At 29.0% G+C, this 13,610-nt stretch carries 15 protein-coding genes and 1 pseudogene; 11 read left to right on the top strand and 5 right to left on the bottom strand.

The window, feature by feature from the left end:
* Nucleotides 1–37 precede the first annotated feature (37 nt).
* Entirely contained in the window at nucleotides 38–2,041 is a 2,004-nt protein-coding gene (locus EV214_RS14360; protein ID WP_132246966.1) for a methyl-accepting chemotaxis protein, read from the bottom strand.
* 474 nt (nucleotides 2,042–2,515) lie between these two features.
* Here EV214_RS14360 and EV214_RS19730 point away from each other — a divergent pair, with 474 nt between their 5' ends.
* A complete protein-coding gene (locus EV214_RS19730; RefSeq protein ID WP_132247035.1) occupies nucleotides 2,516–2,779 on the top strand; it encodes an integrase core domain-containing protein in 264 nt (87 codons plus the stop codon).
* A 175-nt stretch (nucleotides 2,780–2,954) separates the two neighbouring features.
* Here EV214_RS19730 and EV214_RS14350 read toward each other — a convergent pair whose 3' ends face one another.
* Together EV214_RS14350 and def are read right to left on the bottom strand one after the other, a co-directional pair.
* Complete coding sequence (locus EV214_RS14350; RefSeq protein WP_132246964.1) at nucleotides 2,955–3,422, bottom strand: VOC family protein; 468 nt, start codon at nucleotides 3,420–3,422, stop codon at nucleotides 2,955–2,957.
* Between the two features lie 143 nt (nucleotides 3,423–3,565).
* Nucleotides 3,566–4,015, bottom strand: a complete 450-nt coding sequence (gene def / locus EV214_RS14345) for a peptide deformylase (RefSeq protein WP_132246962.1) — start codon at nucleotides 4,013–4,015, stop codon at nucleotides 3,566–3,568.
* Between the two features lie 370 nt (nucleotides 4,016–4,385).
* On the opposite strand from def, the gene EV214_RS14340 reads away from it, so the two are divergent.
* From EV214_RS14340 to EV214_RS14330, 3 genes are all read left to right on the top strand, one after another.
* Entirely contained in the window at nucleotides 4,386–4,664 is a 279-nt protein-coding gene (locus tag EV214_RS14340; protein ID WP_132246960.1) for an HU family DNA-binding protein, read from the top strand.
* Nucleotides 4,665–5,341: 677 nt separating this feature from the next.
* Nucleotides 5,342–5,770, top strand: a complete 429-nt coding sequence (locus EV214_RS14335; protein ID WP_132246958.1) for a hypothetical protein — start codon at nucleotides 5,342–5,344, stop codon at nucleotides 5,768–5,770.
* A 286-nt stretch (nucleotides 5,771–6,056) separates the two neighbouring features.
* Entirely contained in the window at nucleotides 6,057–6,713 is a 657-nt protein-coding gene (locus EV214_RS14330; protein ID WP_132246956.1) for a class I SAM-dependent methyltransferase, read from the top strand.
* Between the two features lie 281 nt (nucleotides 6,714–6,994).
* Here EV214_RS14330 and EV214_RS14325 read toward each other — a convergent pair whose 3' ends face one another.
* Nucleotides 6,995–7,393: a hypothetical protein gene (locus EV214_RS14325; protein WP_132246954.1), complete on the bottom strand. Its 399-nt coding sequence runs from the start codon at nucleotides 7,391–7,393 to the stop codon at nucleotides 6,995–6,997.
* Between the two features lie 960 nt (nucleotides 7,394–8,353).
* Between EV214_RS14325 and EV214_RS14320 the strand changes: the two genes are divergently transcribed.
* Nucleotides 8,354–8,905, top strand: a complete 552-nt coding sequence (locus tag EV214_RS14320; protein ID WP_132246952.1) for a recombinase family protein — start codon at nucleotides 8,354–8,356, stop codon at nucleotides 8,903–8,905.
* Here the strand turns inward: EV214_RS14320 and EV214_RS14315 are convergent.
* A pseudogene (locus EV214_RS14315) lies at nucleotides 8,903–9,373 on the bottom strand (IS6 family transposase); the annotation flags it as partial. The gene EV214_RS14320 and the pseudogene EV214_RS14315 sit on opposite strands and share 3 nt — an antisense overlap.
* Before the next feature lie 852 nt (nucleotides 9,374–10,225).
* On the opposite strand from EV214_RS14315, the gene EV214_RS14305 reads away from it, so the two are divergent.
* The 6 genes from EV214_RS14305 to EV214_RS14280 all read left to right on the top strand — a co-directional run.
* Nucleotides 10,226–10,858, top strand: coding sequence for an RNA polymerase sigma factor (locus EV214_RS14305; RefSeq protein WP_165916383.1), 633 nt, complete (start codon nucleotides 10,226–10,228; stop codon nucleotides 10,856–10,858).
* Nucleotides 10,859–11,227: 369 nt separating this feature from the next.
* Nucleotides 11,228–11,740: a sigma-70 RNA polymerase sigma factor region 4 domain-containing protein gene (locus tag EV214_RS14300; protein ID WP_132246944.1), complete on the top strand. Its 513-nt coding sequence runs from the start codon at nucleotides 11,228–11,230 to the stop codon at nucleotides 11,738–11,740.
* A gap of 241 nt (nucleotides 11,741–11,981) precedes the next feature.
* The gene (locus EV214_RS14295; RefSeq protein ID WP_132246942.1) at nucleotides 11,982–12,386 is read left to right on the top strand and encodes a YcbK family protein; all 405 of its coding nucleotides are present in this window, start codon (nucleotides 11,982–11,984) and stop codon (nucleotides 12,384–12,386) included.
* 3 nt (nucleotides 12,387–12,389) lie between these two features.
* Nucleotides 12,390–12,806, top strand: coding sequence for a phage holin family protein (locus tag EV214_RS14290; protein ID WP_132246940.1), 417 nt, complete (start codon nucleotides 12,390–12,392; stop codon nucleotides 12,804–12,806).
* Between the two features lie 19 nt (nucleotides 12,807–12,825).
* Nucleotides 12,826–13,128 (top strand): hypothetical protein, encoded by a 303-nt coding sequence (locus EV214_RS14285; protein WP_132246938.1) that lies wholly within the window; start codon nucleotides 12,826–12,828, stop codon nucleotides 13,126–13,128.
* A gap of 109 nt (nucleotides 13,129–13,237) precedes the next feature.
* On the top strand, nucleotides 13,238–13,610 hold a 373-nt coding region (locus EV214_RS14280; protein WP_279233136.1), incomplete at its 3' end, for a ZmpA/ZmpB/ZmpC family metallo-endopeptidase-related protein.

Here is a 13,610-nt window from a genome sequence, read left to right as displayed (position 1 = left end):
CAGACTCTGATTAATAAAGAGAAGCTAATATAACAAACTAAACTTTAAAAACTTTAACAGATTCAGATAATGTTTTAAGCATAGAATCTAGTTCTTGTATGCCTGATACCGTCTCTTCTATAGATGCTGTTTGTTCTTCTGCTGCAGCACTAACTTGTTGTGTTGCTGCAGCGGACTCCTCTGTGATTGCAGAAATATTTTCTATGGACATTATTACTTTGTCTTTTGATGTATTTATTTCGTCAACATCATTGCTTAATAATTCAATATTGTTTAATACTTCATGTGCTGATATTTTTATTTCACTAAAGGCCTCAGATGTATCTTCTAAAGAACTATCCACCTCTTCTACTAATTGACTCGCATGATCCATTGTTTTTTCTGTATTTATAATAACCTGTGAAATTGCTTCTATAATTTTTTGTATTTCATTTGTAGCAACGCTAGATTCTTCGGCAAGCTTTCTAACTTCTTCTGCAACAACAGCAAATCCTTTTCCAGCCTCTCCTGCACGTGCGGCTTCGATTGCTGCATTTAATGCTAATAGATTTGTTTGCTCTGCAATCCCATTAATGGCATTTATAATATTTCCTATAGATTGCGATTTAGATGATAATTCCTGTATTTTTTCTGCTACCTCCATCGTTGCTTTATTATTTTCACCAAATTTATCCTTCAACGCTGCTACAGTCTTAATTCCAAATTCATTTTTGTCTTTCATATTTGTAGCATTTGACACAGTAATCTGGGATTTATCAGAAATAGCCACTATTTTTTCAGCTAATATATTTATTACATTTAATCCTTCCCCTGCTTCTATTGCCTGACTAGTTGCACCAGCAGCAATTTCTTGAATCGACCTTGCAACATCTGTACTAGATATCCCCATTTCTTCTGCTGTAGCAGCTATGATTTGAGAGGTGTTTTCTGAGTTTATAGCTATTTCTTGAACATCTTTTACCAATTTTTTTATATTCTCAGTCATTTTATTGAAGCTACTACTTAATAGTCCAATTTCATCTTTAGATTTCACGCTTAAGGTTACCCTAAAATCTCCATTACCTGCTCCTTCCATTGCAGCTACTAATTCTTTTAAAGGTTTTATTACATTTTTATTTGTAAAGACGGATATTAACAGTACTGCTAATACGATTGAAGTAATAAGTATGATAATCATATTACTCTTTAATTCATTTATATGTATAAGATACACTGAAGCAGGTATAGTAGCCACTATAATATAATCATTGACCCTTTTAAATTGTATATGTTTATCCATACCATCAAGTTCATATCGAATACTTCCTTCACCCTTACGCATAATCTCTTTACCCCAGTCATACTTCCCTACATCTATACCTATATACTTTTTGATAGGATTTGCAATCTCTATTCCATTCTTATCTAGAATAAATACAGAGCCATCTTCTCCAATATTTATCCTCTCTACGAGAGCTTGAAGATCCATTTTACTCATCAATTCTTCTATAACTTCTGGCCTAACACCTATTTGTACGATGCCTGGTTGATCAATCCTTGAAACCCCTATATATTGAAAGAGTTTCCCATCAGTACCTCTCTTCGTTGGTTCTTGTGCCATGGTGAAATTTTCATCTTCAAGAATTTTTAGAAAAGGCTTTGTCTGTTCATCTGAATGAAAATCAAAACCAAAAAATTCTTCACTCGTTCCATATGCAAGTTTCCCATCCTTGTCCGTTACATGAATCTCATCTACACCTAGCTCTTTAGCCAATTGAATCATATTTTTTGTAGTAAGCATATTATTATCAGAAGCAATAATTTCTGCTACTGATTTTGCAAGAAAAATATTTTTGTTATTTAATGATTCTTTGGTAATATCCATAATATCTAATCTTTCTTTCATAGTTCCTTCAACTGTACGCAAAGCATTCACTAGTTCATTATTCAACATCTTTATGGCAATATCTTTTACCTTTATAAATCCAAATACACCTAAACTCGTTATTGAAAGAATCAAGATTGTAATAATTGGAATAAGTATTTTCATTCTTAATTTCATAAAAACCCTCCTCGTAGACTATGTTTAGACACATCATTTTAATGTCTAAATATAGTTTTTTTTATTTGTGTTTAATTGAGATATCCTAGTGCTAAAATGATCTTATAGATAATTAGTAAAGGATGATTCTTGTAAAAAAAACAATATCTATGAATATTTCTGGTAGTCTTTCTTCCTTCAGTTACTAAAAGACACCAAATGAAGCTAACAAAATATTTGTAGTTTGGTATTGATAACAATTTAAATGTGCATGAATATCACTCCTTTGCTAGTGGGGTTATTTTGTACAGATATTCCTCTTTTATTATGGAAATTATTTAAAAAGTGGAAAACTACAAATATTAAGTTTTCTTTATACTATTTTTTAGAGTAAATAAAAAATAGTACATTCTTTTGAATTCTACCTTTTTTAGACATATTCCTTTGTTTTTCTACAAAGTTTTTATGAACTTTAAAAAATAGGCATATGGTAACATCCCTACATATCCTAAAAATGGATTTGTATCATTAGAATATGCACGAGAATGGGTGCAAGAGTTCGTCCGTTGGTATAATACTATTCACTATCATAGTGGCATTAATTACATGACACCAAATGATAGACATAATGGTAACGGAAAAAAGTTTATGGATAAGCGGAAAAAAGTTTATGAAAAAGCAAAAGAACAACATCCCGAAAGATGGTCTAGTGATATGAAATTGGGAACTTCCAGAAACGGTTGCATTGAACCCCGTTAAAGAAAAAGAACATACAGATGCTAAATTAAGTGGATAGACTAGGTTTGACGAAGTGAACTATTTACATTGAGGGTAAGTATGGTAGCCTGCTTTGGGCGTTACCTTCTTTAGATGGCTACGCACAGGCTCAAGCAACCATACTTACGGAGGCTCAATGTCAATAGCAAATTAGAATTTATTTCGCACATGCTTGAACAAATTTAATAGGAACATCCATTTTTTTTGCTGTTTCTTCTACAGTAAGCCCACTATCTAAAAAGCGTTTGCATACAGTTTTTATGTTTTCGCCAACTTCTATAATATGCTTGTCTAAATCATAGAAACGAACCACTCTTTGTCCCCATCTATGTTGATAAACAGGATGTACGTATTCAACATATTGAAGAGCATTTAGTTTTTCAATAAAGCTGTCAAAATTGTCTTCTTCAAAATATAGTTCAGCATCGTTGCCACTAAAAATTATTTCATTATCATTTTTCTGAATAAACTCTTTCCAACTTTCTTTTGTTTGCAGAGCAACACCACCAGTTAAAGTGACATTAGCTCCAAAGTCCATAATAACCCTTAATCCTAAAACATCTTTATAAAATATTTTTGATTTCTCCATATCAGTTACAACCAACATAGGATTCTTAAATTTCATAAAATACCTCCCTTTCAAATTTCAATTTATTGAGTTGTTTATATCATTTATATGTCGCATTTTTTTCTATTGTATAGTATGTATTTTATCTTTTTATAAAATTATAGCGTATAGGTATTCACTGCAATGCTTTTCATATTTTTTTATATAAATGCTGTTACTTTATCTATAAAAAGTATCCCATCTAAATGGTCAATTTCATGACACAAACACTTTGCTAAATCTCCTTCTCCAGTTATAATAAATTCCTTTCCTTTTTCATTCAACGCTTTTACTTTAACCTTTTTAGGTCTTATTAATTTGCCCCATTTATTTGGAATGCTCAAGCACCCTTCTACAACCTGTTGCTTTCCTTCAATTCCAACTATTTCTGGGTTAATCAGATAGATGATCCCCTCACCCATATCTATTACAACAACTCTTTTTAAGACACCAATCTGTGGTGCTGCCAGTGCGGCTCCATTTTCGGTATTATGCAATGTATCTTCCATATCTTTAAGTAAAGTCAAAGTTCTATCATCAATACTTTCTACCTGTCTACTTTTTTTCCTTAATATGTCATCTCCCAAAAGCCTAATATTCCGTAATGCCATTTTTCAAACCTCCATTTTCAAATATGATCAATTCTTTTTACCATTTATGCATCTATCTGACTCTCTCACAATATTCAACCCATACGACTTACTTCCTATCAATATTATACCATTTTTACAAACTTATAGAATCTACGAACATAGAATGAAGGGATTAGATGCTTAGGCTTGGCACAATAGAACAAACCTGCTTTTATACAAGCAGGTTTGTTTTCAGTAATTATTTATCAGTTAGGTCTCTTTCAGCTATTTCAATAAGAAATAGTGTTAAATGTTAGATTAAAGTACCCATTTAGAACTATAGACCCTTGTCAAATCGTCTAAATTACAATATAATAATTCGAAAGTGGAAAGAAAGGGTGATTACAAAATGAATAAAGCAGAATTAGTTAAAAGCATGGCAGAAAAAAGTGGATTGACACAGAAGGATTCAGAAGCAGCATTAAATGCATTTGTAAAGTCAGTAGAAGGAGCATTAGGAAATGATGATAAAGTAGCATTAGTAGGTTTTGGAACATTTGAAGCAAGAGAAAGAAAAGCAAGACAAGGTAGAAATCCAAGAAACCCAGAAGAAGTAATTGATATTCCAGCAAGTAAAGCTCCTGTATTTAAGGCAGGAAAAACATTAAAAGAAATCGTGAATAAGTAAAAATAATGATCGTCCTAGTAATAGGATGATTTTTTTATACCTTAGCGTGTGGTTAACGCAGGTACATTTTTTAGATATATTTTTAGATAGGATATACAAGCAGTCGTTTCCCGAATTAATCCCCTCATAAATTAGTATTTTCTTAAAGTCAAATAGTTATTTAAATTTCAATATTTTACAATGTCGCTGTGATGTGTCGTTCATAAGTGTCGGTTGAATAGTCATTTAAAACGACGCAGTGAAACAAAACTATTGAACGACAGGATAGAGTGACATTATAAAACGATTCGCTAAAAAGACAATAAAATTCAGCAATTTCCATACAATCATCTTATAAAATAAATGAGCGTTTAAAAATTTAAGTGAATTGTCAACTGCTATAGAAGATGTTTTATATTTTTCAAGATACGGAGATTTTTATACTACTATGAATATTGAGGGGGGGAGATGAGAGATAAAGGCTATATTAGTGATGAAGAATTTAATGATTTAAAAACAGAGTTGATAAGTTAATAGTTCTTCCTGCTTTTTTCTTATGAATGAAAATTTTAGTTAACGTAGGTTAAAATGTAGAAAAAAGACGAATAGTTTTTTGGGACAAAATACAAATTATTACATTTTTCTTACCTTGTATAATGTATACTTTATTATACAAAAAAGTTGAAGGGGGAAAAAGTATGTTAAAAAGTAAAAAAATCTTTTCTTTATTTTTAGTGGTTATATTTGTATTTGCGCTTACTGTTAGTTCATATGCAGCAACGGAGAATGAGAGTAATGATGATCTATTGAATGCACAAAGAATATATGAAGGAAATAGAATAAGAGGTACAATTGGAACTGACCACGATGTTGATTATTATGTAATTGAATTTGAGCACAGTGGAGAAGGTGATATTTATTTAAAAGTTCCTAAAGAACAAGATTATGATCTTTATCTATATAACGAAAATGGCGCTTATATTGATAGCTCTAAAAATGACACAGGCGAATATGAATTGATTTTATATGATGTAAGAGCAGGAGAAAAATATTATATAGGAATTAAAGCTCCTTTTGGGGACTACTCTAAAGAAGAATATTTACTTGTACCACGAGTGTTTAATTAATTTCAATTAAGATATTCAAAAAACATTAGTGTATTTAAGTTATTGATGATTTTTATTTAACATAGATAAGCAGGGATTATTCCCTGCTTATTTACATTTATTATTAAGAAAATAAGAATAGGAATATAAAAAATAGCATTAACTGTTAGGTTAATTCGTTGTAGAATATTTCGAACTAATTATATAATGAAATTTCTGTTAATTACTCATTGGAATAATTTCACAATTCTTAGAAAAATATCTAAACCAATTATGAATTAATGTTATGATAAGGAGGACTTTCGTAATGGATTTAATAAAAAATCAAAAAGACTATTGGAATAAAGTAGCTAATGATAAAGAGTTTACAACACCATTTCAAACTGAATTATTTGCCGATTTTGTTGATATTGAAGATAGAATTTTAGATGTTGGATGTGGTTATGGAAGAACATTAAATGAACTATATTCTAAAGGATTTAAAAATTTATGTGGAATAGATTTTTCAGACAGAATGATTGAAAGAGGAAGAGAACAATTTCCATGGTTAAGTTTAATCGTACAAGAAAATAAAAAAATACCATATGAAGATAATAGCTTTGATGCAATAATTTTATTTGCTGTATTAACTTGTATAGCTGATGATAATGACCAAATTTTTCTTATTAATGAAATAGAAAGAGTATTAAAGCCAAATGGAATATTATATATAAATGATTTTTTGCTAAATACAGATGAAAGAAATGTGAAAAGATATAAAATATATAAAGATAAATATAAGAAATATGGTGTTTTTGAATTGCCAGAGGGAGCTGTGCTTAGGCATCACTATTCAAGTTGGATAGAAGCAATTACATTAGATTTTAATAATATAAAATTCGAAACAGTTACATATACAACAATGAATGGTAATAAATCAAATGGATTTATTTATTTAGGTAAAAATATCAAGCAATATGGTTAATTTATAATATTCTTAAATTACGAAGTGTCTATATAGCAAAATTTGTGATAATAGCATTAAAGAATAATTTAGCAAATGTGAGTAGGATAAAATCATACTCTTTTTTTACAACCCAAAGCTTTAATCTTTTTTCATAAATTAATTTATGAAAGTAGGGGGAGTAATGGCAAAAGAGACACAAAAACAGAAAATAGAAAAACTAGAAAAAGAACAGGAATTAAAAGAATGGAAGGAACTTGCCATTCTTGGTTTTAACAAAATCAACGATATTGGATTAAATATTAATTTGCTATTAAGATTAGTCTTCCTGAAATCGGAGAACCCCCCTTGTTTTTTATTATTAGGCGGTAAGGACCATTACCATCGAATGGTTGTCCACAATAATGCATACTATATGGCGTTGCGAAATAGTCAGTGCCAATACTTAGACTTGGTCCTTTTAGCCGTAAATCATATTTAAGATTGTTGCCTTCTACCTCAACAGTACCAATATATATATTGCTGTAGCTTTTAAACTTTTGAAGATCTCTAGCTTCTAGAGTTTTAACAACTCGTTCTTCACGAGGTTGAATATTGCTAAAACTATAAACATCTGCGTAATGAGAACTAGCAAAAGAAGTAATACTAAGAGCAAATACAAACGTTAGTACTAAAAACAAAGATATAATTTTCTTTTTCATAATAATTCCTCCTTATTTTTTAAATCCATTCACTTATCGCTGATTTTGTCTAAATATAATATAACATATTTCACTCGATGTATTCCAAAAAATACAAAACAATACAAAACAATACAAAAATTGCAAAATATTACAGAAAAATATTTTGCTGAAAGATTTTTAAATTGTTTTTTTATAACTTATTTATTTTTTACATAAACCGTGTGTTTAACGCATGTTGTAATGCTTTTATTTTGACATCACAAATTATCAATGGTAAGATACTTTTACAAAGTACATATTTTGTATTTTGGAAGTCCTACTGACTACCTCAACTAAAGAAGAGGTGGTTTATATGAAAAACCAAAAGCAGTGGCTGAGTAATTTGCAAATAATAGCTAATACAAGTACTATTATAAGCATGATTATAGCAGCCATAATGCTATATTTAATGCTTAAGTAGGAAGATGAAGCTTTGAAAACTCTACATGAAGTCTATAATGTTATCTACCCAATAGCAAGGACTTAAATAGCTGGATACCACACAGCAGGTCAGTTTATATAACGATTGTGGAGTAAGTAGAAGCTTACAAAAAAGAATGAGATACAGGAACCCCTTCCTGTATCTCTTTTTTTACCACGCACATGAAAAACCAACTTAATGCTTTTATTAACTAAAGATTATCATTGAGTTAATCATAAGTCAAGTATCTAATTTGAAAATATCAATCAATGATAATTCTCTCTATTTATTTTTTACCCAATGTTGTGATAAATAATACATGTAAATATTTTTTTAAATTTGAAACAGTATTTTTACGTGCACCAAAAACGACCGATTATGATACAACTGATTTTCATATCAAATTTAACACAAAAAATGCAAGAAAATGTATTAAAACTCATCTCAAAAACTATATTTCAAAAACGATTATATTTTGATACAATATACTTGATAATTATACAAAAGGGGATGAGATTTTGAAAATCGGATATGCAAGAGTTTCTACTAAAGATCAAAATTTAGATTTGCAAATTGATGCACTGAAAGAAAATGCTTGTGAAAAAATATATACGGATAAAATAACAGGTGCCAAAAAAGAACGTCCAGAATTTGATAAAGCTTTAGATCAATTAAGAAAAGGAGACACACTTGTTGTTTGGAAACTAGATCGAGCAGGAAGATCATTAAAACATCTTATAGAGTTGGTAGAAAATTTAGATGAAGATGGAGTAGGCTTTATTAGCTTGAAAGAGAATATCGATACGACAACGAGTACAGGGAAATTAGTATTTCATATTTTTGCAGCACTTGCTGAATTTGAAAAAGATATAATACGCGAAAGAACGCAAGCGGGTCTTACAGCTGCAAGAGCTAGAGGAAGAGTTGGTGGGCGTCCAAAGTTAATGGATGGTAAAAAGGTAGCTATGGCTAAAACGATGATGGCTGCTAAAAATATTCCTGTGAAGGATATATGTAAAGCGCTAGGAATATCACGATCTACTTTATATAGAGTGATAAAAGAAGATTAAGTGATTACGATTTTGTTCTACAATATTATTGAAATACTTGATTTTCCTAAATTTTGTATTGCTATTTAAATATACATTGTTCTTTAATTGATTGATAGCATTAGGATAAGCCCTATTTTTATCAGTAGTGAGTACGCTAATTCCTTTATTATGTGGAGATCTCAAGGCTTTTATGAAAAATCGTTTAGCAGCCCTTGTATTTCTTTTAGCACTTAACATGAAATCTATTGTATTCCCGCTAGAATCAACGGCTCTATATAAATACATACATTTTCCTTTAACCTTAATATATGCCTCATTGATTCGCCAAGAATCATTAGTCTGTTTCAGATGTTTTCTAATTTTCTTTTCTATCTCAGGGATATATTGATGAACCCATCTCATTATCGTTGTATGATTGATATGCAATCCTCTTTCTTGCATCATTTCTTTCAAATTTGTATAACTCAAAGGAAGTTTTATATACCATCAAACATATAATGAAATTATTTCTAATGGATAATTTTTTCATTCGGAAGAATTTGCTACCATGATGAACAACTCTTGATCTTGTTTTTTTACTATGATAGCATATCATATTTTTTTTGCACCAGAACCGGTATATACAACATGAAATGCACGATTTTTTATTAAAGCACACAAAAAATTAATATTTGAAAAAAATATAAATACAAAACAAAAACTATTAGAATTACTTACTGCTACAGGAACAAGTTGGAAAACAATTAAGGAAAAAGAAAAATATAAAGTAGGAAATATAAGGAAATTTACATATGGAAAATAAGAGAAAGATCACACAGAATAAACGCTGTGTGATCTTTCTCTCTTTTTACAAGAACATCTAAAATTTTTTCTACTTCCTTGTATGGAATGCTAGATCTGTTTATTTTTTGAGTAAAAGCTGGCTGAGATGTGTTCTCATCATATTTTTCGGTGATTTTTTCAAGATCATGTTTTTGTTTAGCTTTTTTACGAGTCATTAATCGAGTATAGCAGACAGACATATAAAACGAGTCCTGTTAGGGATAATAGTTCTAAATTTGGTTTTCATAGCGTTTAACTTGGAAATTAACGATAGATTTCACAAAGCAGAGTCTATTTAAGCATATATTCGGCAAAATTACTTTTTATATAATCCTATATGTTATGTATTTAACAAAATTACAATTAATTTATAAATAAATTGCATCTACATCCTAGACACATACTACATTAGCGAAAAAATACAAAAAAAGTCAAATTATACCCGTTTACAAATACAGTAACAAATTCGCTTGGAATTAGTATATGATTAATTTTTTTTGTAAAAGGGGGATTAGTATGGAATTATATGATTTGTTTAAAAGAGCTAAGAACAATGACAAGAATGCTACTTATAAAATTATAAAAGATTTTAGTGCTACATTAAAAAAACTTAGCAATAGTTTACACTATGAAGAAGCAGAAACAGATTTAATTATTGAACTGCTAAAATTAATAAAAAATATTAATATCGAAAAATTTAAGGATTCACATCATAAACAAATCGCTAAATATATACACATGCATTTGAGAAAAAGAACGCTAGATTTACTAAAAAAGAATGAAAACAAGATCAATGAATATATCGAAATAAACCACGATCTATTAGCAGATGAAAGCATAGCTGATACAGAAAATACTGTTTTAACATTCATATTGATTAAATCCTTAGTTAGGCAGCAACGAGATATTATTACTATGGAGTTTATACATGGTTTTTCTGAAAAAGATATAGCACAAATATTAAAAATTAGTAGACAAGCCGTTAATAGAGCCAAAAATAGAGCTTTAAATAATTTAAGGAAAATTTTTATAGGAGGTGATGGTGAATGGATTGGAAGAAAAGATCATAGAGTTAGCCGCCAGTCTAGGTATAAGGACAGTACTAACAGTAGTTCTTATATTTTAAAAACCAACAGAAAAGATATCTAAGCTAAGAATAACCAGAATTAAAGTATCAAAACATTATATCCAATGTAACACAAAATTTTAATATTATTAAAGCTGTAAAATAAGATGAAGAAGAAACGAAAAATTATGTATTCAAAAAAGAAGCTTAAACGGGCTAGTATCAGCATAGCTGCCACAGGGTGCAAAGCAGATTCAAAATAGTATAAATTAAATCCTGCGATATGTATTATTATACTAATTTTGAAATTATTGAAAAACATCCTGAAAACTGCCGTTTATAAGCCAGTTTTTTATAAATAATTACAATATAATGTAAATTAACAAAGAGTTTATTATATTGAACAAAAAGTTCTAACACAAAAATTTATATTTTGCATACGAGGTGAAAATATGTATAAAGGTCATATACCGTGTTTAACAACTTACTTGGAAGGCTTCAATTTAAATAGAAAAAAATTAGAAATCATATTTAAAAATTTAAAAGAAATCAACTCCCAAATTAAAGAAATGGAATTCGAGATTGAAGAACTTGAAGATTTGCAACAATTTGGAGGAAGTGGAGCTAGTTATGTAAAAATTATAAAAAATTCGAATCTTTTTTCGAAAACAGAAAATCACATGTTGAAAAATTTAGAAATAAAAGAAACGATAAAAACATTAGAGCTTGAAAAAAGAATTTTAGAAAGAGTTATAAAAAGAATTTACAATGCTTTGAATAGTTTAACAGAGCTAGAAAAACAAATAGTAACTAGAAAATATATTGATGAAAAAATTTGGAGAATTATTGTTTGTGAAGTAAATATAGAAGAAAGGCAATGTAGAGACATCAAAAATAGGGCATTAGATAAAATGATAAGTGTACTTAATGTTAGTAGAAGAAGTACAAAGAAAAAGATAGGTTAAAAAAATTTCAGCTATAAATAAAACTAGGTTTAATACCTAGTTTTTATATATGTTACTTAATAGACGATTGTAGAATTGTATAAATAGACCATAGTAATAGCAAGGTTTTGAATAAAAAAATATTAAAAACTTATCAACGAGAAGAGGTGAAATTTCAACATATCATTCTGGAATCCTTGATAATAGTGGTTTATGAATTTTACAATCGACTATATTTTACTTAAAGAAGGGAGGGAATAAAATGATTCAAGTATTTAAGGATTTTAAAGTATGCAAAAATTTTAAACTTAGTGAATTTGTTTGTAAAGAAGGAAAGAATGAAGTAGTCATTGATGAAAAATTATTAGATACGCTACAAAAACTAAGAGATTATTTTAATAAGCAAGTGATTATTAATTCAGCTTATCGTAGTCCATCGTATAATAAAAAAATTGATGGGAGTTCCAAAAGTCAACATCTATTAGGGAAGGCCGTAGATATTACTGTACCAGGAATATCACCTGAAAAAGTAGCATCAGCAGGTATATTACTAGGTTTTACAGGCATAGGCATTTATGAAACCTTTACGCACTTAGATGTTAGAGAAACATTAGTAAATAAGGCAGGAAGAAAATATGATTTTTGGGATATGAGAAAAAGGAGATAGAGTATGGAGTTAAAAAGTTTTTTTATGACTTTAATGACAGTATTATGTACAAGTTTTACTTGTCTAATAGGAGGGTGGGATTATGTAATTAATATATTAGCTATTTTTATTATTTTAGACTATATGTCAGGAGTAATGAGATCTATAAAACTAAAACAATTAGATAGTCAAGTAGGTTTTATTGGTATATTAAAAAAAGGTGCGATTTTTGTAGTAGTTATTTTAGCTAATCAACTTGATTATATCTTTGTTAAAGACACACCCATATTAAGAACAATGGTGTGTTATTTTTATATTGCTAATGAAGGTATATCCATTACTGAAAATTTGACTATCTTAGGTGTTCCTATGCCTAGATTTATTACGACTAGCTTAAATAAGTTGAAAGAGAATAACTCTTCTTTTAAAGAAAATAGTTAAATTGTTTAGGAGGTTTTTTATGGAGGTGTATACCTGTAGAAATGATTATCACTGTATTAAAAATTTACTAAATATATACGGTAAAGATTATACAGATGACTATCTAAAACAATCTATATTACGCACAATGCGACAAATCGTCACATTAAGAGAAAAGGAAGATGAACATAACTTTGCTATAAAGAGTTCATCTAATCAAGATGTTATAAATCATTTAATTTATGATCTTGAAGAACATAGACAAAGCATAAAAATGTTGTGTAAAAAGTTAAAATGCTTGGAGCAAAGATATTCATATTTTATAAGACGATATTGTTTATAAAATAAAATATAGAATTAAATGCTTGAGCCTTAAAACTACAAATTTTAAATAGTACGCATATAAAAGTAGTTTTGACAAGCTACTTTCTAAAAATAAAAGGAGGGAAAAAATGTCTCGTATAATACCAATTATAACTAAAGAGGATTTGAAAAATATAAAAAACAATTTAAGTGCATCTTATATATTATTGAAAGATATTGACTTAGAAAATGAAGAATGGATGCCGATAGGCAGTAGCACTACTCCATTTACAGGTACACTTGATGGAAATGATCATTCTATTAAAAACCTCAAGATCACAGGAAATACCCATGAATCTAGAGGGTTATTTTCAATTGCTAAAGATTCAGTTATTAAAAATCTAACCATTGAAAATATTAACATTGTTTCAAATGGTAAAAATAACATGGGTGCTTTTGTTGGTAATGCATATGGAATAACTTTGGAAAACTGCAGTGTAATAGGGGAAGGATCTATTTCAG

Source organism: Marinisporobacter balticus, assembly GCF_004345705.1.
In the GTDB taxonomy this organism is placed as follows: Bacteria; Bacillota; Clostridia; order Peptostreptococcales; family Thermotaleaceae; genus Marinisporobacter; species Marinisporobacter balticus.
Note: the sequence above shows the minus strand (reverse complement) of the source record. Positions and strands in the feature narration are given on the sequence as shown.